The organism is Curtobacterium sp. VKM Ac-2861 (genome assembly GCF_013204965.1).
Taxonomy (GTDB): Bacteria; Actinomycetota; Actinomycetes; order Actinomycetales; family Microbacteriaceae; genus Curtobacterium.
Genome location: NZ_JABMLA010000002.1, coordinates 185,470 through 212,439 on the forward strand (window position 1 = coordinate 185,470; position 26,970 = coordinate 212,439).

The window sequence follows — 26,970 nt, forward strand, 5'->3', positions numbered from 1 at the left end:
GGCGCGCGACCTCGCGCCGTCCCCGTCAGTCGGCGGGCACCTGCACCAGCCGCAGCGCCTGGTCGGCGTCGTTGAGCAGCGCACGACCCGGCACCCGGTCCTGTGTCACCAGGCTCTTCGACAGCTTCGTGCCGATCAGGTCGCCGTCGACCGTGCTGAGCGGTGCGAGCAGCATCCCGCGACGGGCCTTCTTCGCGTCGACCTGCCAGCCACGGAACCCGCTCGCGACGCCCTCGACGTCGCCGGCGATGACGAGCCCGACCGAACGGCCCCGGTCGGAGTCCATGACCGCCCGGAACACCGGTTCGGCCGGGGTCTCCTTGAGCGCCTCGGCGTCGTCGACGAGCACGAGCGTGAAGCCGTCCGAGCCGGTGTCGATCGCGGCGGAGAGGCCCTCGGCCCCGATCCCGCCGTCGGTGACCACGGTCGCGCGCGGTGCGCCCTCGAGTGCCCGGAGCGGGGAGTCCCGCGGCGTGACCGCGACGACCGACCCACCCGCGGACAGGACGTGCCGGGCCATCGCGACGAGCGCGGTGCTCTTGCCGGAGCGCGGGCTGCCGGCGACGATGAACACCGGGGTGTCCTGCACGAAGTCGTGGGTGAAGAGCCGGAGCTCGTCGCCGCCGACGCCGAGCGCGACCCGGCCGACCGAGGCGTCCGCCGAGGGCAGGTACCGCACGGCCTCCTCGAACGTGACGGACCGCGGCAGCACGTCGATCCGGAACGGCTTCGGCACGGTCGCGGGGACGTGGGCGCGGACCTCGTCGCCGATGCCGCGGATCGCCGCCGCCTGGTCGCGTCCGCCGAGGCCGCCGGGCAGCACGGCGACCTGGGTCTCCGTCGCGGTGGCGTTCCGGAAGCCGCGGCCGGGCGGGATCGACTCCGGCAGCTTCTTGCCGTTGATGCCCTCGTAGTTGTAGTCGCCGCGGTCGGCCAGGGCGAGCAGCAGCTTCCGCTCCACCTGGCTCGACATCCGGCCGGAGGTCAGCGTGCGGTCGCCGGAAACGATCAGGTGCACGCCGACGCCGACGCCCTCGCGCAGCAGCGTCTGGACGGCGTCGTGCAGCGCACCGTTCTCGGCGTCGGCCAGGGTCGCCATGAAGCTCTCCCACTGGTCCAGGAACACGACGACGTGCGGCAGCGGGGTGGTGTGCTCGTCGGACCGCTGCTCGGCGATGGACGAGTACCCGCCGCTCGCGAAGGCCGCCTGGCGCTCCTGCACGGTGCGGAGCAGGATGCCGAGCAACCGCGAGACCCGGTCAGGCTCGTGCCGCTGCACCACGGCACCGCAGTGCGGCAGGGCCCCGAGCGCGAGCAGGGCGCCGTTGCCGCAGTCGATCCCGTACATGTGCACGTCACCGACGCCGAGGCGCAGGGCCATCGCACCGGCCAGGGTGCGGAGCGTCTGGCTGCGGCCGGAGCGCGGCGACCCGATGACGAACAGGTGGCCGTCGGCGTCGAGGTCGAACACGGCGGGGCGCTGCTGTTGGTCGGCGGGGTGGTCCTCGATGCCCCAGGCCACGGCGAGCGGCGGCAGCTCGGTGGCACCGGCAGCACCGGCGGCTTCGACGTCGTCGAGTCCGACGACCGCACCGAGGGGCGGCAGCCACGGCTTCCGCTGCTCGGGGGTGCCGAGGGCGCGGGTGGCGTCGCCGATCGACGCGACGAGGACGCTCAGGTCGGTGACCTCCACGTCGCTGGCGGCGGCCTCGACGGCTGCCGGGCGGGGGGCTGGTTCGCTGTACGAGGCGAAGGTGAGTTCGCGGACCAGGGCGGGCCGGGCCTCCTGGTCGTCCGTGCCGGGCCGACGCCCGCCCACCCGACCGGACTGGAAGGGCAGCAACGAGGCCGCGCCGAGCCGCACGTACGCGCGACCGGGCGTCGTCTTCGCGATCCGCGCGGCGTCGTTCGCGCCGATGACGTCCTGGCTCTCCGACTGGTCGGTGACGCGCAACGCGATCCGCAGGTTCGTGTTGGCGCGGATCTCGGGCGACACGACACCGCCGGGGCGCTGTGTGGCGAGCACGAGGTGGATGCCGAGCGACCGACCGCGCTGGGCGATGTTCACCAGGCCCTTGACGAAGTCCGGGAGCTCGCGGGCGAGCGAGGCGAACTCGTCGATGACGATGAGCAGCCGCGGCAGGCTCGGGATCGCGTCGCCCGACGCCGCGCGCTTCGCCTGCAGGTCCTGGTAGTCCTCCAGGTCCTTCGCGCCGACCTCCGCCAGGGCGTGCTCGCGGGTGCGCAGTTCCGCGCCGAGCGACTCCAGCGCCCGCTCCACCTGGTGGGTGTCGAGGTCGGTGACCATGCCGACCGTGTGCGGCAGGTCGACGCAGTCCTTGAACGCCGCACCGCCCTTGTAGTCGACGAGCACGAAGTTCATCTCGTCCGGCCGGTTCGCGACGGCGAGCGACGCGACGATCGTCTGCAGCAACTCGGACTTGCCGGAACCGGTCGTGCCGGCGACGAGTCCGTGCGGACCGTCGTTCCGCAGGTCGATCGCGAACGGCCCGTCGATCGAGGCGCCGATGACGGCGGTCGTGCTGCGTCCGCCGAGCAGCCAGCGGGCCTGCACGGCCTCGGACGTCGGCGGTTCGAGCTGGAGGACGTCGAGCAGCCGCGCCGACGACGGGATGGCGCCGTCCTGCACGTCCGGGCTGGCGTCGACGATCGGCGACAGCGACCGGGCGACCCACTCGAGCCAGTCCTGGTCGACCAGGTCGGGCCGGGCGTCGTCGATGCGCTCGCTGCGCTGCTGCGTGACCCGGATCCGGTCGTCGCGGACGACGACCACGGCGTCGCACTCCTCGGGCAGGAGCCGCTCGTCCAGGTCGAGGCAGATGCTGAACACCCCGACCGCCGGACCCTCCTTCAGCACCTGCACGAGCGACGGCATCGCTCGCAGGCGCCGGGCGCCGTCCATCACGACGACGATCTCGTCGGCCGGCGGCGTCTTCTTGCCGATGCCGGCTTCCTTCCGGGCGTCGATGACCGCCGCGAGCTCGGCGATGGCCCGCGCGGTCGTCGCGGCGTTCGAGGCGATGCTCGTCATCGGCTGGTCGGCGCCGTCACGGCGGACGTGCGGCAACCAGGACATCCACTCCCACAGCGCGGTCCGGGTGGTGTCGGTGAGCAGCGTGAAGGTGACGTCCTTCGGGCTCTGCAGCGTCGCGAGCTGCGCGACCACCCAGTTCGCCAGCCGTCGGGCGTCGTCGTCCGGACCGGCGATGCCGATCACGCCACGCTCCGCCAGGCGGATCCGGACCGGCACGTCGGTCGCGTCCCACGCGACGGTCCGCTTGTGCGACAGCTGTTCCGGGTCCTCGATGGTCACCTCGGACCGCTGCGTCGCCGTGCCGACACGGACGAGCAGGTGGTCGGGGTCGGTCCGACGCCGCTCCCACAGGCGCGGCAGCGGCGTGACCGCCGTCTCGTAGACGGCAGCCGGGTCGGGGGCGCTCGCGATCCAGCGCGCCCGTTCGGACTGGAGGCTCTCGGTCGCGTCCGCCTCGATGCGCGCCTTGGTGTCCTCGTACTCCACGATCCGCTGGCGGTACGTCTTCTTGCCCTGACGGCGACCCTGGAGGCCCGTGATGATCATCAGGATCGGTGACAGCAGGGCGATGAGCAGGTAGATCCAGCGACCGGTGGTCGACACGAACATCACGGCCATGCCCATCGGCGCCAGCGCCATCAGGATGGGCAGCGCCCGCGCCGGGGGTTCGGTCGGCGGGGCCGGCAGCTGGTAGCGGGTGTGCTCGTCGGGCGGCAGGATGCGCGGCGGGCGGTTGTACTCGAGCGACATGCCGTCGTCGGCCAGGGACAGGTGCGCCCCACGGTCCGGCGCCCGACCGAAGCCGAGCAGGACCCCGCCGATCGCGAGCTGCGCGGTCTCCGGCCAGTCGGTCTCCTCGGTGACGGCAGCACCGTCGAGCACCGCCCCGGAGAAGCCGTTCGCCGGACGGACCTTCGCGCCGTCGGCCGTGACCGACACGAGCAGGGCGACCTCCGGTACGGTGTCGGCCCCGGTGACCTCGGCCTCGACCTCGGCGGTGGCGCTCACCGGGATGCGCACCGTGGCGTTCGTCGCCGTGCCGATCGTCACCGTGCCGGTGCCCACCCGCACGATGGTGCCGGCGTGCAGGCCCGAGACGATCCGGATCTCGGCATCGGTCAGCGGACGGAGCGGCTGCGGCGGCACCTGCTCGAGGCTGCGGGCCACGACCACTCCCTCGCGCACACCGGACTCGGCGACCGTCGCCGCCAGGTCGAGCGGCTGCTCGCCGACGAAGTACGCCGGGGTCCGTCCGGAGGCCACGACGTCCGTCGCGATGAGGCGTTCGGCCTCGGCGACGAGCTCGCCGACCGCACGGGTGTCGTCCCCGTCGACGTAGACGTTGGCGGTCTGACCGCTCTCGCGGTCGACCATCGTGAACGTGAAGGTCATGGCATCCCCCGTAGCATTGACTACATGTCGCAGGACGATGGTAGTGTCCCCTGCAACACGCCCCGTTGGGGGGACATGACGAAACTCCGGGGAAAGGGAGTCACACCGTGGCGAACATCAACGTCTCGTACGCAGACCTCGAGGCAGCAGCCTCCGACCTCAAGGCGGGTCAGGCGGACATCGAAGACCGTCTCTCCGCCCTGCAGCGCAAGATCCAGCAGCTCATCTCCGACGGCTACGTCACCGACAAGTCGTCCGTCGCGTTCGGCGAGTCCTACGACGAGTTCAACCGTGGCGTGACCCAGACCGTCCAGGGGCTCGAGGGCCTGTCGACGTTCCTGTCGAAGGCGTCGCAGACCCTGTCCGAGACGGACGAGTCGCTCGCTTCCGGCCTCAAGGGCTGACACCGCTGACGACCCCGTGTCCCGCGATCTCGTGGGGCACGGGGTCGACGCGGTTCCGGTGGCGGTGGCTTCCGGTTCGTGATCGGGGAGGGATTGTTCCGTGGCTTCGAGACTGCTCGTTGACCTGATGGGGCTCGGGGAGCTCCAGACCGACCTGTCGACCGTGCACAGCACGCTCGAACAGGCGCACAAGCGCGTCGACGCGTCCGACGACGAGATCGGCTCGGGCACCGTGCAGGACGCCCTGCACGACTTCGACCACCGTTGGGGCGACAAGCGCGACAAGATCAGCGACTCGACGAAGGCGCTGGCGGACATGCTCAGCGCGTCCGTCGAGACCTACACCGAGACCGACGAGCAGCTCGCACAGGCACTGCAGGTCAACGACGAGAACGGCGGCGGCGGACCCGCTGCCTCGAGGGCGGAGTAGTCATGGGGCGGCCGTCGGGGTGGGATGTCGTCGATCAGGGTGATGATCCGGTCAAGGGTGATCCGTCGACGTTGCGGATGATGTCGCGGGAGTACCAGCGCATCTCCGACGCGGCCGATGACGCCTCGACCCGGCTGAAGTCGGTCAAGGGGTCCGGGTGGCTGACCGACTGGGAGGGTGAAGCCGCCGACGTGTTCGTCGACGCGATCGAGGACACCCCCTCGGACCTGACCAAGCTCGTCGACTCGTACGAACTCGCCGCGACCGCCCTGTCGGGGTGGGCGGACACCGTCGACGACACCCAGTACCGGGCTGACGGTGCGCTCGCGGACGCGAAGGACGCCTCCGGGGACCTCGCCGCGGCGCAGGACCGGCTCGCCGATGCACAGTCGACCCTGTCGCACTACCAGTCGGCATCGTCCGACCTGTCGAAGGTCGCGGAGAAGTACCCGGCCGGCTCCGACGTGCCGGACGGGGTGGACGTTCCCTCGCCGGCGCAGTTGCGGGCGGCGTCCGACAACGCCTCCGTCGCGCAGGGCTCCGTGTCGTCCGCGCAGGGCGACATCGCGGCGGCGCAGTCCCGGATCGACGCGGCGAAGCGACTCGTCGCCGACGCGAAGGGCGACTGGCAGGACGCGGAGCGGCGGACCGCGACGAAGATCGGTGAAGCAGCCGACGCGGGGCTGGGGAAGCAGTCCACGTGGGACAAGATCTTCGGGTCCGAGGCGTGGGAGACCATCGTCTCCATCGCGAAGGTCGTCGTCGCCGTGGGCGGCATCATCGTCATGATCATCGGCGGGCCGCTCGCGTGGATCGTGCTCGGCGCAGCCCTGCTCGTCCTCGCCGACACCCTGTACAAGATGTCGAAGGGCACCGCTGACGGGTGGGACCTCGCCTTCGCGCTGCTCGACTGCATCCCGGGGATGAAGGGGATCACCACCGCGGCGAAGATCGGCGAGGAGTTCGCGAAGGGCGCCTCACTCGCCGCGAAGTTCAGCTCGGCCGGTCGACACGTCGCCTCGGAGAGCCGACAGCTGTTCGCGCCGGGTCTGCACCTGGTCAACAACCTTCGCCACGGTGCCGCACTGCGCTCGGTCGAGTCGCTCCGCGCCCTCGCCGTGCACGGCGGTTCCGCGGCGGTCGGTGCACTCCGACGTCCGGGCGACGGCTTCATCGCCTCGGTCCGGTCGATGCCGGAGATCGCGAACAAGGCCACGCAGGCGTACTGGGACAACGGCGGGTCCTCCCTCGCCGAGCTCGCGCGGCACTGGCAGGGCGGCAAGGGCGGCTTCCAGAGCGGCTACCTCGGTGTCGACCGCTGGGCGAACGGCGACGCCGACTCGCTCGTCGGGCAGACGCTCCAGATCAGCGGTCCTGGCCACGGCAACTTCTACGTCCCCGACGGCACCATGCACGCCGGCGGCAGCGCCTCGAACTACAGCGAGTCCGTGCAGGTGGGCGTGCAGTCCCACGCCGGTCACGACGGCGTCCCGGCAGGAGCTTCGACGCACCCCGACTACCGCAACACCGGCGACAGCTACCTGGTGAACCAACCGCTGCCGCACGCCGAGGGCACCGCGCAGGCGAACACCCAGTTCGGCGGTGGCGGGCAGCACCAGCTCTTCACGGACAGGTCGACGAGCGACCTGGTGAACACCGGCGTGCTCAGCCCGGTCGACCAGGCGGGGAACGTCGTACCCGACGGGATGAACCAGGTGCTGATGGACCCGGCCACGCGGAGTCCACAGCCGGGGGTCCTCACGACGAACCAGTACGCGAACGCGCTGCACGACCTCGGCTCGCGCGGGCCGGCCGTCGCGGCGGGCATCGTGACGGCGCCGTGGGACATCAGCGAGGCGACGCAGTCCGTCCAGGACCGACTGCGGTGACCCGCAGCGGCGTCACCCGGGCGGGTCACGAGCTCCTGGACCGTTCACCGTCCTGGAACGCCCTGCCCGAGCGCGCCGCGGACGGCCGGTGGACCATCACCGACACCGTCGACCCACTGTGGCCGGAGTACGGCGCGAGCCTGCGACTGCTCAACGCCCTGTCGGACGATGGCCACGAGGTCGAGGACCTCGACGGCACGCTGTTCGAACGCGGGCGACAGGTCGTCGTCCCGCGCGCGGCGCTCGTCCACACGGCTTCCGCACCCGCGGTCCTCGAGTCGGTGGCCCTGCCGGACTCGTTCCACGTCGCATCGTTCGCCGTCGACGGCCGGACCGACGCGAACATCGAGGACGGCTGGCGGAACGAGTACGAACCGCGCCGCTTCCGCACGACGTTGAGCCCGGACCGAGCAGCGATCGACCGCCACGAACCCGGGGTGGTGCCGACGACGGTGTCCCGCATCGAGAAGACCGTGGAACCCCTGCCGGCCGATGCCCGCGGAACGTACACCGTGCCGTCGACCGGCCCGTACGAACAGGGGTGGGGCAGACTCGCTCCGATCGTCCGCACGATCGGCGATCTCGGGTACGACGTGCGTCCCGACCTCGGCGCGTACGCGACGCTGTCCGGCGTCGTCCGCCCGACGTGGGGCACCGAGATCCGCGGAGCCGACGACTGGACCGAACTGCTCGCCCGGTTCGTGTTCCCGCAGGGCGTCCAGTCAGAGGTACTCTCCGACGGGTACGCGATCATCCGCGACATCCCCCATCCCGGCGACCCGCTGCACCCGACGTTCGCGCTCGTGTTCACACCCCCGTCGGCGGCACGACCGAGCCTGTTCGCGAGGATCTTCTCCTGATGAGCACCACCACGAACCTCACCTCCGCACAGCGACGCGCCCTGATGGTGCGCTCGCGGTTCGCGTTCGCAGCTGCCGAGGTCGTCGCGCTCCGACACGACGAGCAGGGAATCCCACTCGGCGTCGTCAGCCCCGAGGGCATCCCCCTCGCGCTGGCCTTCACCGATCCCGCAGCGGCCGTCGCCCGCATCCCGGCCGGGGTCGCCGCGACGCCGCTGTCACTGCCGATGTCACGTCTGGTCGCCGGCCTGCCCGCTGACTGGGGTCTCGTGCTCGACATCGACCAGCCCTACCCGCAGGTCGTGCAGCCCGACGAGAAGCAGACGGTCATCGCCGCCGGCGGTCCGTTCCCCGACGGAGCCGAGGTCACGCTCCGCCCGGCACCGTCCGCGTCCCAGGGGTTCTCCGACGCGCTCGCCGAACGAGCCCCGCTCACGCCTGGCGTGGTCCGCGTGTGGCTGTTCCGCCACGGCGTCGACATCGTGCCCGAGGACCTCATGGTCGTGGTCGCGACGGCGGACCGTGACGCCGCGTTCGCCTTCTCCGAGATCGTGTTCGAGGTCGCACGCGCGCACGACGTGCCGGTGCCGGTCCTCACCGCCTGGATCGACGAGCTCCCCGTCGAGCACGCCACGTGGGTGCGTCAGCAGCCGCCGCTCGCGCACGTCGAACGGCACTGAGCCCGATGCACCGTGGACACCCGGCGGTCGTGGTCCAGCGGGTCGGCGTCCCGGTAGAGCTGCACGTGGTCGTCGACTCGCGCGGCCGACCGGAACGGGAGCAGCTCGACCACGGTGCCGCGGTGCACTGGGCCTACAGCGATCCGGCCGACCGTCCGACCGACTTCGGTGCCGGGACGCAGTGCATCTCCAGCGACACGCTCCGCCAGCGCGAGGCCACGGGCTCGGTACGGTTCGTCATCGACCCGGCGGGCCCGTCCCGCGCCGGTACGGAGTTCCTCCCACCTCCTCGGCCGCCGGTGCTCGCCACGCTCCGGTCCGTGACGCCGACGCCGCTCGGGACGGCCGCCGGCCTCTGGGCCGCGATCACCGCCGACACCGTCTCGCCCGGGCGGTCGCTCATGCTCCGTTCGGGTCGGTGGTCGCTCCCCGTGGTGCTGGCCCGAGACCCCCGGGCGACGGCTGCGGCGATCAGACATGCCCTCGGCGACCGCCCGCACCCGGCGATCTTCGTCGTGGAACGTCCCGGAGGGCTGCCGCGGCCGTGGCGGGCTGGAGCGCAGGCAGCAATCGAAGCCGCGTTCTTGTCCTCCTGACAAATACCGTGGTACGGTCGAGCCATGGCAGTCGAACTCAGCACCTGGGACGCCCAGGGCAACCAGACGACAGCGACGTTCTCCACCATGCGGTTCCCCGCCGGTGAAGCCCACGTCAAGGTCGCGAACGACACCGCCGAGCCGGGGAGACTCACCGAGATCGCGACCCTGCGCGGCACGAGCGGCGACGACCTGATCATGCTCGGCATGTGGGCGGACGCCGTACGGCAGCGCGGATCGAGGTCCGTCGCGCTCGTCCCCTACCTGCCCGGTGCCCGGCAGGACCGCGGCTTGCCGTTCGGCGCGAAGGTCTACGCGGACGTCCTCAACGGCTTCCACCTCGACCAGGTCATCGCGTTCGACCCGCACTCGCCGGTCATCGTCGGCCTGGTCGACAACCTGACCGTCGTCACGAGCGAGCAGGTCGTCCGTGACGCCGTGGTCGGCGCACCCGAGCACGACGGCGGCGCCCCGTACACCGGCATCATCGCTCCGGACAAGGGCGCGGTCCCCCGTGCAACCGCGGTCGCCGAGGCGTGCGGGCTGCCGCTCTACCGGGCCGAGAAGCACCGCAACCCCGACACCGGCAAGCTCGACGGCTTCACCTGCGAACCCCTGCCCGACACCGGCCGGTTCCTGGTGGTCGACGACATCTGCGACGGCGGCGGCACGTTCATGGGGCTCGCGGGCTCGACGGGCCTGCCCCAGGAACGCCTCGGCCTCTGGGTCTCGCACGGCGTCTTCTCCGGCCGGGCAGCACAGCTCGCCGACCACTTCGGCGAGATCGTCACCACCGACTCGTACCCGGCGCAGAACGCCATCGACGGCCTGCGCACGATCGCACTCACCCCCTACCTGACGGAGCAGATCCGATGACGCAGACCACGAGCACCACGACCACCGCGAACGCCGGAACGACCACGGGGATCGAGCCGCGCATCACCACGGCGAGCCCGATCGCGCCGCTGCTGGCCGTCGACGGCTACAAGCACTCGCACCGGCAGGTCTACCCGGCCGGCACCACCCGCATCCTGATCAACTGGACGAACCGGTCGAACGCGCACATGCCCGAGTCGACGCACGCCGTGGTCTTCGGGCTGCAGGCGTTCATCCAGCGCTCGCTCGTCGAGGCCTGGGCACCGTTCTTCGCGGCGGACGAAGACGAGGTCGTCCGGCTCTTCGATGAAGCACTGCAGAGCTACTTCGGCCCGAACCACATCGGCACCGACCACGTCCGGGCCCTGCACCGCCTCGGCTACCTGCCCCTCGAGATCCGTGCGCTGCCCGAGGGCACCCTCGCACCGATCGGCGTCGCGACCCTGACCGTCGAGAACACGATCGACGAGTTCTACTGGCTGCCCAACTACATCGAGACCGCCCTGTCGGCGTCGATCTGGCACCCGTCGACGGTCGCGACGAAGGCGCTCGAGTACCGCGACCTGATGGAGGACTGGGCCGCCCGCACCGGCGCGGTCCCGGCCGGCATCGACTTCGCCGCGCACGACTTCTCGTTCCGTGGGCAGTCGAGCATCGAGTCGGCCGCAGCGGGTGGCGCGGGCCACCTCCTGTCGTTCCTCGGCACCGACTCGATGCCGTCGCTCGACTTCATCGACCGCTACTACCCGGGCGACAACGGTTGGGTGGCCGCGAGCGTGCCCGCCACCGAGCACAGCGTGATGTGCGTCCGCGGCGCCGACGGCGAGCTGGCGACCTTCAAGCAGATCCTCGACGTGTACCCGACGGGCATCGTCTCGGCGGTCAGCGACGGCTTCGACCTGTTCAAGGTCATCACCGAGACCCTGCCGCAGCTCAAGGACCGCATCACCGGTCGTGACGGCAAGCTCGTCATCCGACCCGACTCGGGCGACCCGGTCGACATCGTCACCGGCACCGTGCACGGTGTCGACCAGGCCGAACTGTTCGCCGCTGACCGCAGCCACGAGCAGAAGGGCGTCGTCGAACTGCTCGACGAGATCTTCGGGCACACCGTGAACGAGCAGGGCTTCAAGGTCCTCGACCAGCACATCGGCGTCATCTACGGCGACAGCATCACGCTCGACCGTGCCCGTCGCATCTACGAGCGCCTGGCCGCCAAGGGGTACTCGAGCGACAACATCGTGCTCGGCATCGGGTCGTACACGTACCAGTACATGACCCGCGACAACCTCGGCAGCGCGGTCAAGGCCACATGGGCACTCGTCGACGGCGAGCCCGTCGACATCCAGAAGGACCCGAAGACCGGCAGCGGCAAGAAGAGCGCGAAGGGCCGCATCGCCCTGCACCGCGACGAGACCGGCGAGATCCGGCAGACGGACCAGGCCACGGCCGACGACGAGGCGACCAGCCTGCTCCAGCCGGTGTGGGTCGACGGCCGCTTCACGCGCCTCCAGTCCTTCGCCGACGTCCGCCAGACGCTCCGCGACGAGCGTTCGGCTCGTGCCACCCGCCGGGGGGCCACCGCGTGACCGATGCCGCAGCGGCGATCCGCGACCAACCGCTCATCGCGATCGACGTCGTCCCGGTGTCCTTCGTGACGACGGACGGTCTACGGGTCGCCACCGCGCGTCGGGCGTACGCACCGTTCGCCGGACAGGAAGCGCTCCCCGGCGTGCTCCTCGACGGCACCGAGATCCTCGCCGACGGTGCGCGGCGCGCCCTGCGGACCAAGACCGGCGTCGGCCCGGCAGCGGTGCGCCACCTCGCGCAGGTCGGCGCGTTCGACGGACCTGACCGCGATCCACGGAGCTCCGCGATCAGCATCGCGTTCCTCGCGGTCATCGACCCGGCAGCACACGCCGACGCGACGTGGCACGACGTCGGCGCGCTGCCGCTCGGACTGCCGTTCGACCACGACCGGATCGTCGACTCGGCGCTCGAGCGCGCACGGGTCCTCCTCTGGTCAGACCTGCCGTTCACACGAGCGCTGCTCGGCGATCCGTTCACCACGGCGGACGCCGCTCGGCTGCGGATCGCCCTGACGGGGACCACACCGGATCCGGGCAACCTCAACCGGACGCTCCGTACGAACACCGCGCTTGCCCGGGTCGACCTCCCAGCGAGTGCGGGACCCCGGGGCGGGCGTCCCCCGGCAGCCTGGACGTGGCAGAACTGAGCACGGTTGGGTGGACCCATGTCCTCTTCCTTGTCCGGTGACGACTCCCTGCACCTGCCCGAGTTCGACGCACCCCCGGCGTCGCCGCTCGACCTCGCGCAGCAGTGGCTGGATGCCGCGGACGAACGCGACGTCTCCGAGCCGAAGTCGATGACCCTCGCCACGGCCGGAGCGGACGGCCGGGTGTCCGCCCGCACGGTCGACGTGAAGCGACTCGACGACCGCGGGCTCGTGTTCGGCACCTCGACGCTGAGCCCGAAGGGTCGTCAGCTCGCCGACAACCCGCACGCGGCACTCCAGGTCTACTGGCGCGAGACCATGCAGCAGCTCCGGTTCGAGGGCCGGGCGGTGCAGCTGTCCGACGACGAATCCGACGCGCTGTTCGCCGACCGGTCGCCGAAGTCCCGCGCCGCCACCGCCATCGCGGACCAGTCCGCCGTGCTCGAACCGCGGACGCTGCAGGACTTGATCGACGACGCCAACGTGCTGCTCGACGAGTCCGACGACGCCGTCCCACGGCCGGCCGGGTGGGTCGCGTGGCGGCTCGAGCCCGACGTGGTGGAGTTCTGGCACGGCAGCCGCGACCGGATGCACCGCCGCTTGCAGTACGTGCTCGCCGACGGCGCCTGGTCGGCCACCCGCCTGCAGCCGTAGTCGAGTCCGCTCCCGGTCAGTCCCGCTGCCACCACGACGGCTTCGCGGACTCGACGGTGATCGTCAGCGACCGGGCGTCGTCGGACTTCCTGGCCACCACGAACACCGTCGCCGTGGGGTCGGTGGTCCGCACGCGCCACACCGGCCATGTGTGCGGACCGAGCTTCGGGTCGTACCAGGGCCCCGGTCCGTTGTCGGTCTCGACCAACACACGTCGAACGCTGGCAGGGTCGAGGTCGGGGACGCCAGCAGCCCGCGCCTGCGTGAGGACACGAGCGACACCGGCATCGACGGCCGTCGTCCGCGCAGCCCGGGCCAGCCGGAGCCGGCGTCGCGTGACCAGGTACCCGAGGGCGATGAGCCCCGCGGCAACCAGCACCGTGCCGACCAGGACCACTGCCGTACCGCGGTCTCTCGGCCGGTCCGCGACGACGACTCCCCCGACGAGGACCGCCCCGCCGAGCAACAGTCCGGCGCCTCGGATGCGCCTGACTGGCCGGAATGCACGGCGCCAGGTCTGATCCGCGTCGAGGACGTCCCCGAGGTCGACCGTGACCTCACCCGTCGCGCCGCCCCCGCCCGTCTGCACCCGTCCAGTCTCCCGCACCCCACACAACCAAAGTGCACTCGAACCGCGGGATTCCGCGGCGCGAGCGCACTTTGGTTGTGCGAGTGGGAGCGGAACCGGCCGACGTGACGCCGACGCACCTGCCGACGCAGAGCGAGCGCGGAACGGAACCGCGCTACCGTCCGATCGGGTTCGTCATCGCCCCCGCCCGGATGAGCGACGACGACTGGTCCGTCAGGTCGACCATCGACAGGGTGTTCCGCAGCTGCAATCGGTTCAGGCAGGAGTGCTCGAACGTCGGCACCCGCAGGTCCAGCGGCCGCCGGCGGTCCGGGTGCGCGGCGGCGTGCGCGTCGATGCACTCCCCCACGACCTCCCAGAACCGGCCTTCCGGCAGCACCCCGTCGTCGTCGAGGATCGCCGCGACGAACCGCAGCACCCCGTCGAACACGTCGGTGAACACGGCGAGCGCGGCTTCGTCGTCGGACACCGGGTGCACGATCCGGTCGATGTCGGCGGGCACGGGACGATCGTCGTGGCGCCCGAGCACCGCTGCCTCTTCCCCGATGTCCTTCATGACGGCACGGACGACGGCGCCGTCGCGGACGACGAGCACGAGGTTCTCGCCGTGCGGCATGAACACCAGGTCGTGCACGGTCAGGCAGTGCACGACGGGCAACAGGTAGGCGTCGAGCCAGCGTCGGACCCACTCGTCGGCAGGCAGCCCCGATGCCTCGATCAGCGCCGAGACGACGGCGTTCCCCGAGGCGTCCCGGTGCAGCAACGCCGCCATCGTCAGCAGTCGCTCGCCGTCCGTCACCCGCGGCAGCGGGCTCTCCCGCCACAGGGCCGCGAGCATCTTGCGCTGCGGCGACGACACGTCGACCCGGTGGTACGCGTCGCCGGTGTAACCGATGGCGGCGTGCTCACGGAGCACCGAGAACCCGACCGAGGCCAGCGTCGGGTCGGCGCTGACGATCGACTCGACCCAGTCGTTCACCGCCGGAGTGTTCCGCATGTACGCGGGCGACATCCCCCGCAGGAACCCCATGTTCTGCACGGCGAGCGCCGTCTTGACGTACGAGCGCGTCGGGTCCGAGCGGTCGAACGCGGTGCGGATCGACTGCTGCGGCTGGTACTCGTCCGGCCCCTCGCCGAGGTCGACGAGGTCCTGCCGCCCCAGGTCGGGTGCGAACGTCACGGCGATCCGGTGCTGCCACTGCCAGGGGTGCACGGGGATCCACACGTAGTCGTCGGGGTCGAGGCCCCGACGTTCCAGCGTGGCGCGGAACCCGGCCACGACCGCTTCGGGGAGCTCCGCCTGCCAGTGCATCTGCTCCGTCCGGTCGGCGGCGAGCGCCAGGTGCGTGTGCTCCCGTCGGGCGGCGAGCCACCGGTACCGGAACCGGCCGCCGACCTCGGGTGCGAAGGCCCGGTACTCATCGAGTCCGAACCCGATCCGCCCGTTCGCGGCGACGAAGGCCGGGTGACCCTCGGTCATCGCCGCCTCGACGTCCTGGAACGAGGCGACGGCAGCCTCGACGGACGAGCCCGCAGCGGACCGACCACGCGCGAGCTGCGCGGCGGACGGCCCACCCCGCCGGTGCTTCGCAGCGGCGCTCGCCAGGGTCGAGGCGATCTCCTCCAGGTACGTGCCGAGGAGCTCGTCGGGGATCCCGAGCACCTCGTGTAGTTCGAGCACGAAGTCCTGCGCACTGAGCGACGCCGGCATCCCAGCGCGAGTGCGCGTCAGCGAGGCTTGGTCGATCGACCAGTGCTCGAGCACGTGCTGGCGTGCCCGGAACCGGTAGGTCGAGTCCCCCGCGTCGAGCCGCCACCCCTCCCCGTCCGGCACGGGTGCGATCAGCCGCTCGTGGGTGAACTCGGCGATGGCCTTCGCCACCAGGTGGCGTTCGGCGGGTTCCAGGTGCTCGGGTCGCAGGTGCGCGGCCGGACCGCCGTCGTCGGGCACGCCGATCCGGTCGGTGTCGAGCACCGACAACAGTGCCCGCTTGCCGTCGACGTCGATCTGGCGCAGCGCGCGGAAGCCCACCTCGGCGTTCTTCGCCTGCACCGCGGTGTTCCGCACGTCCGGCTCGACGACGACCCGCCGCGCGCCGAGGACGTCGCGGCAGTGCTCGACGACGGCGCGCATCACGGCGCTCGTCAGCCCGTGCACGCGGCCGCCGGCCGGCACCGGTGCGACGAGCAGGTGCATGCCGACGTCGCCGGGCTCCGCCGCCCACACGTCGGTGAGCAGGACGGCGGCGGGGTCGTAGGTCTCGACCAGGAAGCACGGCTCACCGTCGCGTCGGCCGAGCCACGCAGCCTGCGCCGGGTCCGCCTGCACGCCGGTCAGGTAGTCCCGGACGCCGTCCACGTCGAGGTCGCCCATCTCCCACCACGACGACGCCGGGTGGGCGAGCCACGACTGGACGACGGCGGCGTCGCGTTCCGGGTCCACGGGTTCGACGGCCAGGAGGCCCGGAGCGGCTCCGGCAGACACCGTCGCCTCGGGCGCACTGGTCAGTCCACTACCCGTCACGTCGGCACCCGTCAGGTGCGCGCTCATGCGGGCACCTCCGTGCGCTCGGTCGCCTGCCGGGCCGGCGCGCGGTGCGCACCGGCGGGAGCGGCGGTGGACTGGTCCGTGGCGGGCAGGCCGAACTCCTGGAAGGCGATCCGGGCCTCCAGGCCGTACACGGGGCGACCCGTGACGGACCGGATGATCGACGCGTTCCGCCACGCACCCATGCCGAGGTCGGGCGCGGTCAGGCCGTGCGTGTGCTCCTCGGCGTTCTGCACCCAGATGCGTCCGCCGAGGGTGTCGACGTGGTGATCGCGCGCGACGGCCAGGCGACCACGGGAGTCACGGTCGACGAGGTGCTCGACGGGGTCGAGGAACCGCGGCGTGCGCGGCGTGTAGCCGGTCGCCAGGACGAGCCGCTCGACCTCGTGCTCGTAGGTCTCGCCGAGCTGCTCGTGGCGGAGCGTCAGCCGGTACGTCCCCCGGTCGGCGAGCCACTCGGCGTCGACGACACTGGTCTCGGTGCGCAGGGTCGTCGGGATCGGGCCTCGAGCGCTGATGCGGTACAGCTGGTCGTAGAGCTCGTCGACCAGGCCCGCACTGATGCCCTTGTACAGTCCGCGCTGCTCGCGCCCGAGGCGGTCGCGAGCATCCTCGGGCAGGCCGTGGAAGTGGTCCGTGTACTCCGGACTCGTCATCTCGAGCGTGAGCTTCGTGTCCTCCATCGGGAAGAACCGCGGCGACCGGGTGATCCAGTCGAGTCGGTAGCCGTCCTGGCGCAGGTCCTCGAGCAGCTCGCGGTAGACCTCGGCAGCGGACTGCCCGCTGCCGACCACCGCGATCGAGGCGGCACCGCGGAGCGCGTCGCGGTTCGGCAGGAACTCGGCGGAGTGGATCACCGGTCCGGCGATCCCCCGCAGCGGGGCGGGGACCGACGGCTCCGTCCCGATGCCGACCACGACGTGGCGTGCGCGGTACGTCTCGGGACCCTGATCGGTCTCGGCGTGCACCGTGAACACGTCCGTCGCCGGGTCGTGCTCGACCGCCGTGACGGACCGGCCCCACCGGAGCGTGTCGAGCCGGTCGGCGGCCCACCGGCAGTAGGCGTCGTACTCGCTGCGCAGGGGGTGGAAGTCCTCGCGGATGTAGAACGGGTACAGGCGGCCGGTCTCCTTGAGCCACGCGAGGAACGAGAACGGCGAGGTCGGGTCGGCCATCGTCACCAGGTCCGCCATGAAGGGCACCTGGATCGTGGCGTCGTCGAGCATCATGCCGTGGTGCCAGGCGAAGCCGTCGGCGGCGTCGAGGAACACCGCGCCGAGGTCGTCGAGCGGGTCGGTGAGGCAGGCGAGGCCGAGGTTGAACGGGCCGATGCCGATGCCGATCAGGTCGTGGACGGGCTGCTCATCGTGGCTCATCGGATCGCTCCTTCCGTGGTGGTGGTGACGGCTCGGACGCGCTCCGCCGTCGCGGCGACGTGGTCGAGCGAGGCGCGCATCTGCGCCGGGGTGGTCTCGGGGTTGAGCAGCGTCAGCTTGTTGCAGGGTCGGCCGTCGATCACGGTCTTCGCGATGAGGACCCGGCCCTCGGCGAGCAGCGCCGCACGGATCGGGGCGACGAGCGCGTCGGCCTGCTCGTCGGTCACCCCGGCCGGCTGCCAGCGGAAGAGCACGGTGCTGAGCTGCGTCGGGGCGACGAGCACCAGGTCGGGGTGCTCCTCGACGATCCGGTGGGTGGCGGCGGCGAGGTCGATGACGGCGTCGAACGCGGTGCCGATCGCGTCGGCCCCGGTCGCGCGCAGGGTGGCCCAGAGCTTCAGGGCGTCGAAGCGGCGGGTGGTCTGCAGCGACTTGTCGACTTGGTTCGGCTCGGCGGCGTCCTCGGGGTTGAGGTAGTCGGCGTACCAGGCCGTTCGGCGCAGGTCGGCCGGGTCACGGACGAGCAGCGCGCTCGAGGACACCGGCTGGAAGAACGACTTGTGCAGATCGGTCGTCACGCTGCGCGCCCGCTCGATGCCGGCGAGCAGGTGCCGACGCGTCGGGGAGACGAGCAGCCCGCAGCCGTACGCGGCGTCGACGTGCAGCCAGACGTCCTCGAGATCACACACGTCGGCGATCGGCTCGATCGGGTCGATGACCCCGCGGTCGGTGGTGCCGGCGGTCGCGACGACCGCGATCGGGGTACGGCCCGCTGCCCGGGTCGCGGCGATCGCCTCCGCGAGGGCTGCCGGTTGCATCCGACCGGTGTGGTCGGTAGCGACGTCGACCACGGCCTCGAGACCGAGGAGGCGTGCCGACTTCGCGATGCTGAAGTGGGTCTCCGCCGTCGTGAACACGGTGCCGGCGACTCCGACGGCTTCGCGTGCCAGCAGCAGCGCCTGCAGGTTGGACTGCGAGCCACCCGAGGTGAACACTCCGTCACCGGCAGCGAACCCAGCCCGGCGGGCCAGCCAGTCGACCACGTGGCGTTCGATGTCCGTGCCGATGCGGGACTGGTCCCAGGTGTCGACCGACGGGTTCACCGCGGCGAGGACGGACTCGGCGGCGACCGCGGGCAGTGCGACCGGGCAGTTCAGGTGCGCGAGGTAGCCGGGGTCGTGGAACCACACGGCCTCGCGGACGAACAGGTCGTCGAGTTCGGCGAGCGCCCGTTCCGTCCCGACGGGAGCGGCGTCCAGGTCGACCGCGCGCACCCGGTCGTGGAGCGCGTCGGGGGCGGTCGCGGTCGTCGGGCGGTCGACCGTGGCGAGTCGGTCGGCGAGCTGGTCCACCGTCGACCCGACGGTCGACCGGTAGCGCTCGGCGTTGGCAGTGGTCAGCAGTTCGATGGGTGTCACGTTAGGTAAGGCTAACCTCACCTGGATTTCGGTGTCACCCGAACAGGGGTGGACTCCCAGGTCTCGGGCGTGGCGCGACGTCGTCGTACCCACGACGAACGCACCCCGCCGGGGAACCGGCGGGGTGTACGGACGTTCAGCCGGCTCTGGCTAGAGCTTCTCGATCGGCGCGATCTTGATGAGCAGCTTCTTGCGGCCCGCGGAGTCGAACGCGATCTCGGCGATGCGCTTCGCGCCCTGGCCGGTCACCGCCGAGACGGTGCCCTCGCCGAAGTCGACGTGCTTGATCCGGTCGCCGGCGACGAGTTCCATGTCGCCGTTGTCGCGGACCTGGCCGGACACCCGGTTCGCCCACTCGGTCTTCGGGCGGGTCTTCGACGCAGCGGCCGCGCGGTCGTACGAGCCACCGCCCCAGCCGCCACCGCCGCGGTAACCACCGCCACCGCCGCCGCCGCCGATGCCGCCCTCGCGCTTCGCGTTGAGCGCACGGGGCTGCGTGCCACCACGGCTGTTCGCCATGCCCGGCGACTGCTTCCACTCGATGAGCCCCTCGGGGATCTCCTGCAGGAAGCGCGACGGCATGGCGACGTTGACGTCACCGAACTGGGCGCGGGTCATCGCCAGTGACAGGAACAGGACCTTCTTCGCGCGGGTGATGCCGACGTAGAACAGCCGGCGTTCCTCGGAGGGACCGCCCGGTTCGTTCGCGGACATCCGGTGCGGCAGCAGGTCTTCCTCGACCCCGGTCAGGAACACGGCCTCGTACTCCAGCCCCTTGGCCGTGTGCAGCGTCATGAGCGACACCGTGCCCGACGAGTCGTCGAGCTCGTCCGCCGCGGCCACCAACGAGACCTCGGTCAGGAAGTCCGTCAGGGTGCCCTCGGGGTTGTTCTTCTGGAACTCGCGCGTCACCGCCACGAGCTCGTCGATGTTGTCGGCGCGAGCGGCGTCCTGCGCGTCGGGCGACTTCCGCAGGTTCTCGAGCAGGTGGGAGCCGTCGAGCAGCTGGGTCAGGGTGTCGACGACCGGCTGCGTCGGTGCCTTCTCGGACACGGAGTCCAGCAGCGCCGCGAACTCGGTGATGGCGTTCCGCACCTTCGGCCCGAAGCCGAGCTCACCCGCGTGCCGCAGGGCATCGCGCATCGTGGTCTCGTGCTCGTCGGCGTAGCGCTGCAGGGTCGTCTCGGTGACGGAGCCGATGCCGCGCTTCGGCACGTTGAGCACACGACGGAGCGCCATCGGATCGGCGGGGTTCGCCACGGTGATCAGGTACGCCATGGCGTCCTTGATCTCGGCGCGCTCGTAGAACTTCGTACCGCCGAGCACCCGGTACGGGATCGCCGCGCGGATGAAGATCTCCTCGAGCGCACGGGTCTGCGAGTTCGTCCGGTAGAACACCGCCATGTCGCGGTAGTCCATGCCGTCCTCGCGCAGGCGCTGGATCTCGTCGGCGACGAACTGGGCCTCGTCGTGGCCGGTGTACCCGGTGAAGCCGACGATCTTCTCGCCCGCGCCGACGTCGGTGAACAGGTTCTTCGCCTGCCGGTCGAAGTTGTTCGCGATGACGGCGTTCGCGGCGTCGAGGATGGTCTGCGTCGAGCGGTAGTTCTGCTCGAGCAGGATCACCTTGGAGTTCGGGAAGTCGCGCTCGAACTCGACGATGTTGCGGATGTCCGCCCCGCGGAACGCGTAGATCGACTGGTCCGAGTCGCCGACCACGGTCAGGGACGCTCCGGCGATCGACCCGTCGCGCTCGCGCATGCGGGCGACGTGCTGGCCGGAGTCCTCGAGCTTGTCGACCTGCTCGACCGGCACCGGACGCGTGAGCTCGCGGATCAGGGAGTACTGCGCGTGGTTGGTGTCCTGGTACTCGTCGACCAGGATGAAGCGGAAGCGCCGCTGGTAGAGCGCAGCGACCTCGGGGAACGCCCGGAACAGGAAGACGGTCTGGCCGATGAGGTCGTCGAAGTCGAACGCGTTCGCCCGGCGCAGGTCGTTCGTGTACCGACGGAAGACCTCGGTGAACATGACTTCCTGCGGGTCGTTCACGTTGATGTTGCGCGCGTACGAGTCGATGTCCTGCAGCTCGTTCTTGAGCTTCGAGATCTTCGACGCCGCGGCGCCCACCGTGAGCCCGAGCGTGTCCGCCTCGAGGTCCTTGATGATCCGCTTCAGCAGGGCCTTGGAGTCGGCGGAGTCGTAGATCGTGAACGACTGCGCGAACCCGAACCGCTCCGCCTCGCGCCGGAGGATGCGCACGCACGCCGAGTGGAACGTCGAGATCCACATGCCGTCGGACTCGCCACCCACCAGGGCCCGGACGCGCTCACGCATCTCGGCCGCGGCCTTGTTCGTGAAGGTGATCGCGAGGATCTGCGACGGCCAGGCTTCACGGTTGGCGAGCAGCAGCGCGATGCGACGCGTGAGGACGCTCGTCTTGCCGGATCCGGCACCGGCCACGATCAGCAGGGACTCGCCGCGGTACTCGACGGCTTCCTTCTGCTGGGGGTTCAGACCCGCGGTGAACGGGTCTTCGTACGCACGGGCACCGGCGCCCGGCTCGGGCGTCGATTCGAAGGGGTCGAGCACGATCGTCATGTTCGGGACAGTCTAAGCGGGACCCCCGACAGCCGACCGGGCGAGGACCGCCAGGTCGGTGTGGTCCGCGAACACCCCGTCGAGGCCGGTCCGGATCACCGAGGTGTACCAGCGCTCCCAGTCACCGAAGGCCGCGACGTCCCCACCGCGGCGCAGCGGCCCGGGCAGGAACCGGTTCTCCGGTCGGAGCGTCCACGTGTACACCGCGAGGCCCACGGCGTGCGCACGGTCGACGATCGCGCTCCGGACCGGCGTCGGGTCCTCGAGCGCGACGCTGTCCACCCCGGCCATCAGCGTGCCGAGGTCGACGCTGATGCCGTGGAACTCGGTCGCGAACGACGCGAGCGCGTCCTCGGAACGCTCCGCGGCGTAGGTGGGGGCGAGCGATCCGTGGGACGCGACCTCGTCGGCGGCACTGCCACGGGCCTCCTGGAGGTACACCAGCCGACCACCCGTGTGCCGCTCGCGCAGGTCGCGGAGCACGCCCTTCTCGAAGCTCTCGACCGTGAGCCGCTCGTCACGGCGCCACCCGGCGTCACCGAGCGTGCGGTCGACGAGTTCGCCCATCGGGAAGCCCGCGCGGTCGAAGAACGCCGCGTGCTTGACCTCGGCGACCAGCCCGACCGGACGAGGCGCGGCGTCGAGGATCGCGAGCAGGTCCTCGAGGCGCAGGATCGGCTCCTCGCCGTCGTGCTCGGCCGACCCGGGCCGCAGGGCGGGCAGACGTTCCCGGGTGCGGAGCGTCTGCAGCTCGGCCCAGGTGAAGTCCTCGGTGAACCAGCCGGACAGGCTCTGGCCGTCGACGGTCTTCGTCGTGCGCAGGTGCCGGAACTCCGGGTGGTCCGCGACGTCGGTGGTGCCGGACACCTCGTTCTCGTGGCGGAGCACGAGCACGCCGTCCTTCGTGGGCACCAGGTCCGGCTCGATCGCGTCGGCACCGAGCTCGATGGCGAGTTCGTACGCGCTCCGCGAGTGCTCGGGGCGGTAGCCGGACGCACCGCGGTGGGCGATCACGAGGGTCATGGCGCGACCATACTGGGCCAGGGTGACGGCGGACCGTCCTGTGTCGCGGGACACACGCGCCCGGCCGGAGCCCGTGCATCTCAGCATCGGCGCTGACCATCGCTGCATGACCGTCCGATCGCTCTCCACCGCCGTCGAGGCCAGGATCGACCGTGCCGCCCGCCGACTGCTCGACGCCGGGCACCAGCCGCACCGGCCCGTCCGGCTGTTCGTCACCGAGTTCCTGGTGTTCGGCGCGAAGCAGGCGTGGGCGTGCGCGTTCGGGGCGCTGCTGCTCGGTTCGATGGCCGTGGCCTCGCTGACCGTGCCGGCGGCGTTCCGGAACGACGTGCTGACCGTCGTGGCGGTGCTGCTGCAGCTCGGCATGCTCGTGTTCGGGCTCGAGACCGTGCGGGAACTCCGGGTCGTCCTGCTCTTCCACGTCGTCGGCACTGCCATGGAGGTCTTCAAGACGCACATGGGCTCGTGGTCGTACGAACCCGGCGGGCTGCTCGTCATCGCCGGGGTCCCGCTGTTCTCCGGGTTCATGTACGGCGCGGTCGGGTCGTACATGGTCCGTGTGCACCGCCTGTTCGACCTGCGGTTCGACCGGTACCCGCGTCAGTGGCTGCTCGCCGTCGTCGCGGCTGGCGTGTACCTGAACTTCTTCGGCCACCACTTCCTGCCCGACGCCCGCTGGGTCCTGTTCGCACTCGTCGTGCTGCTCTTCGCCCGCACGACCATGCACGTCCGGATCCACCGATCGACGATGCGCATGCCGGTGCTCGTCGCCATGGGACTCGTCGCCGTGTTCATCTGGTTCGCCGAGAACGTCGCGACCTGGGCCGGGGCCTGGAGCTACCCCGCGCAGCTCGCCGTCTGGCACCCGGTGGCCCCGACGAAGATCGTGGCGTGGTTCCTGCTCATGACGATCTCGGTCGCGCTCGTCACCTGGCTCTACCCGGCGCTGCCGTCCGGCTCGGCGCGTTGGACGGCGGACTCTCGACGACTTCGAGGCGCGCGCGCAGCGGGTGCCCATAGGCTGCCGTCGTCAGGGCCTCCGGGCCCGCGTCCGCTCGCCGCGAATCCTCAGCCTTCCGCGACCGAGCGCACCTAGGCTGAGAGGACTCATATCTCCTAGGAAGAGGACACCATGGCCTTCAAGCCCGGTTTCGACCAGTCCCCCGCCTTCAACGCCCAGGGACCCAACACCTGGGGCGGGCGCGGCGCTGGTCAGCAGCAGGCCGGCTGGGGACAGACCCCGCAGCAGGCACAGGGCGGGATGACCCCCGAGCAGCTGCAGTACATGTACGACCGCCCGGCGGCATCGACGGTCGACACCGACCGCATGTCGTACGAGGACACCATCGTCAAGACGCTGCTCGCCTTCGGCGTGCTGCTCGTCGGTGCGGTGGCCGGTTGGAACCTGCCCCCGATCGTGTGGATCGTCGGCGCGATCGTCGGGTTCGTCCTGGCGCTCGTGAACACCTTCAAGAAGAAGCCGTCGCCGGGTCTGATCCTGACGTACGCGTTCTTCGAGGGGCTCTTCGTCGGCGGGATCTCGAACTTCTTCGAGTACAACTTCACGCAGACTGGCGGCATCGTCGCCCAGGCCGTGTTCGGCACCCTCGGGGTGTTCGCGGTCACGCTGCTCCTGTTCCTGTCGGGCAAGGTCCGTGCGACCCCGAAGGCCACCCGCTTCTTCCTCATCGCGATCGTCGGGTACATGGCGTTCTCGCTCGTGAACCTCGTCCTGATGTGGACCGGTGTGACCCAGAGCGCCTTCGGCCTCATGGGTGTGACGTTGTTCGGTATCCCGCTCGGCGTCCTCATCGGCATCTTCGTCGTGGTCATGGCGGCGTACTCGCTGATCCTCGACTTCGACCAGATCAAGACCGGTGTCCAGCGTGGCGCCCCGAAGATCTACGCGTGGACCGCGGCGTTCGGCCTCATCGTGACGCTCGTGTGGCTGTACCTCGAGATCCTGCGCATCCTCGCCATCGTCGCGAGCAGCGCGCGCAACTAGCACCACCGCGTCCACGAAGGGCCCCGGCGCTGCCGGGGCCCTTCGTCGTTCCCGGGGCGCTGTGGGGGCGTGGGGCTGTGGGGCCGTGACGACTCGCCGTCCCTGCGGCGCTGAGGTTCCACGACATGCCGCCAGTCCGACGCCGAGGTTCCACTGGCGCCCCGGGGGAGGCTCGAGATGCCGAGATTTCGGAACCTCGGGGACGCCCGACGCCCGACGCACGCGCACGCCCGCACGCCCGACGCACGCGCCCCCCCCGGACGCGCGGAGGCCCGGCACGCAGGGCGTGCCGGGCCTCCGGTCGTTCAGGGGAGCGTCACTCCCACTCGATCGTCCCCGGCGGCTTCGACGTGACGTCGAGCACGACCCGGTTGACGTCGGGCACCTCGTTCGTGATGCGGTTCGAGATCTTCGCGAGCACGTCGTACGGCAGGCGCGTCCAGTCCGCGGTCATGGCGTCCTCGGACGAGACCGGACGGAGCACGATCGGGTGCCCGTACGTGCGGCCGTCACCCTGGACACCCACGGAGCGGACGTCGGCGAGCAGGACGACCGGGCACTGCCAGATCTCCCCGTCGAGGCCCGCTGCGGAGAGTTCCTCGCGCGCGATCTTGTCGGCGGCGCGGAGCAGCTCGAGCCGCTGCTTGTCGACCGAACCCACGATGCGGATGCCGAGCCCCGGTCCGGGGAACGGCTGGCGGCCGACGATGACCTCGGGAAGGCCGAGCTCGCGACCGACGGCACGGACCTCGTCCTTGAAGAGCGCACGGAGCGGCTCGACGAGCTCGAAGGTCATGTCCTCGGGCAGGCCGCCCACGTTGTGGTGCGACTTGATGTTCGCGGTACCCGCTCCGCCGCCGGACTCGACGACGTCGGGGTAGAGGGTGCCCTGCACGAGGAACTTGACCTCGCCGTCGTCACCGTCCCCACGCGCCTCGAGCACGAGTGCCTCGGCCGCGGCCTCGAACGTGCGGATGAACTCGCGCCCGATGATCTTGCGCTTCTGCTCGGGGTCGCTCACGCCGGCGAGGGCGTCGAGGAACTGCTGCTCGGCGTCGATCGTGATGAGCCGGACACCGGTGGAAGCGACGTAGTCCTCTTCCACCTGCTTGCGCTCGTCGGCGCGGAGGAGCCCGTGGTCGACGAAGACGCAAGTGAGCTGGTCACCGACGGCCTTGTGCACGATGGCTGCGGCGACGGCGGAGTCGACACCGCCGGACAGGCCGGCGATCACGCGGTTCGACCCGACCTGGGCCTGGATCCGGGCGACCTGCTCGTCGATGACGTTGCTCGAGTTCCAGTCGCCGGGCAGACCGGCGGCGCGGTGCAGGAAGTTCTCGAGGACGGCCTGGCCGTGCTCGGAGTGCTTCACCTCGGGGTGCCACTGCACGCCGTAGAGCTTGCGCTCGTCGGACGCGAAGGCCGCGACGGGGGTCGACGCGCTCGACGCGAGGACCTCGAAGCCCTCGGGGGCCTTCGCCACGGAGTCGCCGTGCGACATCCACGTGACCTGGGACCCGGGCTGCCCGCCGAGCAGGACGCTGTCGGTGCCGCTGACGTCGACGGACGTCGCGCCGTACTCACGCAGGCCGGTGTTCGCGACCTCGCCACCGAGGGCGGTCGCCATGGCCTGGAAGCCGTAGCAGATGCCGAGCACAGGGACGCCGAGGTCGAGGATGTCGCCGTCGAGGGACGGCGCACCTTCTTCGTACACGGACGACGGACCACCGGACAGCACGATGGCTGCGGGGTCCTTCGCGCGGATCTCCTCCGCCGTGATGGAGTGCGGGACGATCTCGCTGTAGACGTTCGCTTCACGGACCCGACGCGCGATGAGCTGCGCGTACTGGGCCCCGAAGTCGACGACGAGGACGGGACGCTGTTCGGTCTCGCTCACCGAGCGGCCTCCTTCTCACGCTGCTGGGCAGCGATCAGCTCGTGGTAGGTGTCCATGGCCTTCTGCTGCATGCGGTGTTCGACCACGAAGGACATGAACGGGATGATGCCACCGAGGGCGATGAGCAGGAAGCGGGAGGGCTTCCAGCGCATGATGCTCCACAGACGGAAGTCCGTGAAGAGGTAGAGGACGTACAGCCAGCCGTGCGCGATGAGGATCGCGATCGACAGGTTGAACGTGCCGGGTGCTTCACCGGCCGTGCCGTTCGGCACGAAGAACGGGCCGTTGCCGAGCTGCATCTCGAGCTGGAGCGGCGTGTACTTGATGATGACCTCGATCACGAGGGCCAGCAGCAGCACGCCGGTGATGTACGCGGAGACGCGGTACCACTTCACCGCACCCGGGATCTTCGGGATGTCGCGGGTTCGGACGGTCAAGGCCATG

General features: G+C 70.8%; 21 protein-coding genes. 12 read left to right on the forward strand and 9 right to left on the reverse strand.

Going from position 1 to position 26,970, the window contains the following annotated elements; translation table 11 throughout:
* Positions 1-25 precede the first annotated feature (25 nt).
* The gene (locus HQQ88_RS05665) at positions 26-4,447 is read right to left on the reverse strand and encodes an FtsK/SpoIIIE domain-containing protein (protein WP_173168905.1); all 4,422 of its coding nucleotides are present in this window, start codon (positions 4,445-4,447) and stop codon (positions 26-28) included.
* Between the two features lie 107 nt (positions 4,448-4,554).
* Here HQQ88_RS05665 and HQQ88_RS05670 point away from each other — a divergent pair, with 107 nt between their 5' ends.
* The 10 genes from HQQ88_RS05670 to HQQ88_RS05715 all read left to right on the forward strand — a co-directional run bounded on the left by HQQ88_RS05670 (position 4,555) and on the right by HQQ88_RS05715 (position 13,072).
* On the forward strand, positions 4,555-4,851 hold the full coding sequence (locus HQQ88_RS05670) for a WXG100 family type VII secretion target (protein WP_071404660.1): 297 nt from the start codon (positions 4,555-4,557) through the stop codon (positions 4,849-4,851).
* Between the two features lie 100 nt (positions 4,852-4,951).
* Positions 4,952-5,281, forward strand: a complete 330-nt coding sequence (locus HQQ88_RS05675; protein ID WP_123936922.1) for a hypothetical protein — start codon at positions 4,952-4,954, stop codon at positions 5,279-5,281.
* A 2-nt stretch (positions 5,282-5,283) separates the two neighbouring features.
* Entirely contained in the window at positions 5,284-7,170 is a 1,887-nt protein-coding gene (locus HQQ88_RS05680) for a putative T7SS-secreted protein (RefSeq protein WP_367916982.1), read from the forward strand.
* The gene (locus tag HQQ88_RS05685) at positions 7,167-8,030 is read left to right on the forward strand and encodes a hypothetical protein (RefSeq protein WP_173168907.1); all 864 of its coding nucleotides are present in this window, start codon (positions 7,167-7,169) and stop codon (positions 8,028-8,030) included. Before HQQ88_RS05680 ends, HQQ88_RS05685 begins: the two co-directional genes overlap by 4 nt.
* Entirely contained in the window at positions 8,030-8,710 is a 681-nt protein-coding gene (locus HQQ88_RS05690) for a hypothetical protein (protein WP_123293210.1), read from the forward strand. The genes HQQ88_RS05685 and HQQ88_RS05690 overlap by 1 nt, the downstream gene beginning before the upstream one ends.
* Before the next feature lie 5 nt (positions 8,711-8,715).
* Positions 8,716-9,306, forward strand: a complete 591-nt coding sequence (locus HQQ88_RS05695; RefSeq protein ID WP_123293208.1) for a hypothetical protein — start codon at positions 8,716-8,718, stop codon at positions 9,304-9,306.
* A gap of 24 nt (positions 9,307-9,330) precedes the next feature.
* Positions 9,331-10,182 carry a phosphoribosyltransferase family protein gene (locus tag HQQ88_RS05700; protein ID WP_123293206.1) on the forward strand — a complete coding sequence of 284 codons (852 nt, stop codon included), beginning with the start codon at positions 9,331-9,333 and terminating at the stop codon, positions 10,180-10,182.
* Positions 10,179-11,771, forward strand: a complete 1,593-nt coding sequence (locus tag HQQ88_RS05705) for a nicotinate phosphoribosyltransferase (protein WP_173168908.1) — start codon at positions 10,179-10,181, stop codon at positions 11,769-11,771. The genes HQQ88_RS05700 and HQQ88_RS05705 overlap by 4 nt, the downstream gene beginning before the upstream one ends.
* Entirely contained in the window at positions 11,768-12,418 is a 651-nt protein-coding gene (locus tag HQQ88_RS05710; protein ID WP_173168909.1) for an NUDIX hydrolase, read from the forward strand. The genes HQQ88_RS05705 and HQQ88_RS05710 overlap by 4 nt, the downstream gene beginning before the upstream one ends.
* A gap of 18 nt (positions 12,419-12,436) precedes the next feature.
* Entirely contained in the window at positions 12,437-13,072 is a 636-nt protein-coding gene (locus HQQ88_RS05715; RefSeq protein ID WP_132099117.1) for a pyridoxal 5'-phosphate synthase, read from the forward strand.
* Positions 13,073-13,088: 16 nt separating this feature from the next.
* On the opposite strand, the gene HQQ88_RS05720 is transcribed toward HQQ88_RS05715, so the two are convergent.
* From HQQ88_RS05720 to HQQ88_RS05745, 6 genes are all read right to left on the reverse strand, one after another.
* Positions 13,089-13,661 carry a hypothetical protein gene (locus HQQ88_RS05720; RefSeq protein WP_173168910.1) on the reverse strand — a complete coding sequence of 191 codons (573 nt, stop codon included), beginning with the start codon at positions 13,659-13,661 and terminating at the stop codon, positions 13,089-13,091.
* A 154-nt stretch (positions 13,662-13,815) separates the two neighbouring features.
* Entirely contained in the window at positions 13,816-16,212 is a 2,397-nt protein-coding gene (locus tag HQQ88_RS05725; RefSeq protein ID WP_216834244.1) for a GNAT family N-acetyltransferase, read from the reverse strand.
* Positions 16,209-17,585 (reverse strand): SidA/IucD/PvdA family monooxygenase, encoded by a 1,377-nt coding sequence (locus tag HQQ88_RS05730; protein WP_173168911.1) that lies wholly within the window; start codon positions 17,583-17,585, stop codon positions 16,209-16,211. The genes HQQ88_RS05725 and HQQ88_RS05730 overlap by 4 nt, the downstream gene beginning before the upstream one ends.
* Positions 17,582-19,003 (reverse strand): aspartate aminotransferase family protein, encoded by a 1,422-nt coding sequence (locus HQQ88_RS05735; protein WP_367916983.1) that lies wholly within the window; start codon positions 19,001-19,003, stop codon positions 17,582-17,584. Before HQQ88_RS05735 ends, HQQ88_RS05730 begins: the two co-directional genes overlap by 4 nt.
* A gap of 150 nt (positions 19,004-19,153) precedes the next feature.
* Positions 19,154-21,601: a UvrD-helicase domain-containing protein gene (locus HQQ88_RS05740; RefSeq protein ID WP_173168912.1), complete on the reverse strand. Its 2,448-nt coding sequence runs from the start codon at positions 21,599-21,601 to the stop codon at positions 19,154-19,156.
* Positions 21,602-21,613: 12 nt separating this feature from the next.
* Positions 21,614-22,624, reverse strand: coding sequence for a glycerophosphodiester phosphodiesterase family protein (locus tag HQQ88_RS05745; RefSeq protein WP_123293190.1), 1,011 nt, complete (start codon positions 22,622-22,624; stop codon positions 21,614-21,616).
* Between the two features lie 106 nt (positions 22,625-22,730).
* Here HQQ88_RS05745 and HQQ88_RS05750 point away from each other — a divergent pair, with 106 nt between their 5' ends.
* Positions 22,731-23,720 (forward strand): DUF817 domain-containing protein, encoded by a 990-nt coding sequence (locus tag HQQ88_RS05750; RefSeq protein ID WP_173168913.1) that lies wholly within the window; start codon positions 22,731-22,733, stop codon positions 23,718-23,720.
* Between the two features lie 36 nt (positions 23,721-23,756).
* Complete coding sequence (locus HQQ88_RS05755; protein ID WP_111083414.1) at positions 23,757-24,629, forward strand: Bax inhibitor-1/YccA family protein; 873 nt, start codon at positions 23,757-23,759, stop codon at positions 24,627-24,629.
* A 316-nt stretch (positions 24,630-24,945) separates the two neighbouring features.
* Here the strand turns inward: HQQ88_RS05755 and guaA are convergent, their stop codons facing one another.
* Together guaA and HQQ88_RS05765 are read right to left on the reverse strand one after the other, a co-directional pair.
* On the reverse strand, positions 24,946-26,526 hold the full coding sequence (gene guaA, locus HQQ88_RS05760) for a glutamine-hydrolyzing GMP synthase (RefSeq protein ID WP_111083415.1): 1,581 nt from the start codon (positions 26,524-26,526) through the stop codon (positions 24,946-24,948).
* On the reverse strand, positions 26,523-26,969 hold the full coding sequence (locus tag HQQ88_RS05765) for a DUF3817 domain-containing protein (protein WP_111083416.1): 447 nt from the start codon (positions 26,967-26,969) through the stop codon (positions 26,523-26,525). The genes guaA and HQQ88_RS05765 overlap by 4 nt, the downstream gene beginning before the upstream one ends.
* Position 26,970: the final 1 nt, after the last annotated feature.

Coding starts and splice junctions, on each gene's coding strand:
- HQQ88_RS05665 (WP_173168905.1), bottom strand. CDS start 4,447: ATGACCTTCACGTTCACGATGGTCGACCGCGAGAGCGGTCAGACCGCC.
- HQQ88_RS05680 (WP_367916982.1), top strand. CDS start 5,284: ATGGGGCGGCCGTCGGGGTGGGATGTCGTCGATCAGGGTGATGATCCG.
- HQQ88_RS05690 (WP_123293210.1), top strand. CDS start 8,030: ATGAGCACCACCACGAACCTCACCTCCGCACAGCGACGCGCCCTGATG.
- HQQ88_RS05695 (WP_123293208.1), top strand. CDS start 8,716: ATGCACCGTGGACACCCGGCGGTCGTGGTCCAGCGGGTCGGCGTCCCG.
- HQQ88_RS05700 (WP_123293206.1), top strand. CDS start 9,331: ATGGCAGTCGAACTCAGCACCTGGGACGCCCAGGGCAACCAGACGACA.
- HQQ88_RS05705 (WP_173168908.1), top strand. CDS start 10,179: ATGACGCAGACCACGAGCACCACGACCACCGCGAACGCCGGAACGACC.
- HQQ88_RS05715 (WP_132099117.1), top strand. CDS start 12,437: ATGTCCTCTTCCTTGTCCGGTGACGACTCCCTGCACCTGCCCGAGTTC.
- HQQ88_RS05725 (WP_216834244.1), bottom strand. CDS start 16,212: ATGAGCGCGCACCTGACGGGTGCCGACGTGACGGGTAGTGGACTGACC.
- HQQ88_RS05730 (WP_173168911.1), bottom strand. CDS start 17,585: ATGAGCCACGATGAGCAGCCCGTCCACGACCTGATCGGCATCGGCATC.
- HQQ88_RS05740 (WP_173168912.1), bottom strand. CDS start 21,601: ATGACGATCGTGCTCGACCCCTTCGAATCGACGCCCGAGCCGGGCGCC.
- HQQ88_RS05745 (WP_123293190.1), bottom strand. CDS start 22,624: ATGACCCTCGTGATCGCCCACCGCGGTGCGTCCGGCTACCGCCCCGAG.
- HQQ88_RS05750 (WP_173168913.1), top strand. CDS start 22,731: ATGACCGTCCGATCGCTCTCCACCGCCGTCGAGGCCAGGATCGACCGT.
- HQQ88_RS05755 (WP_111083414.1), top strand. CDS start 23,757: ATGGCCTTCAAGCCCGGTTTCGACCAGTCCCCCGCCTTCAACGCCCAG.
- HQQ88_RS05765 (WP_111083416.1), bottom strand. CDS start 26,969: ATGGCCTTGACCGTCCGAACCCGCGACATCCCGAAGATCCCGGGTGCG.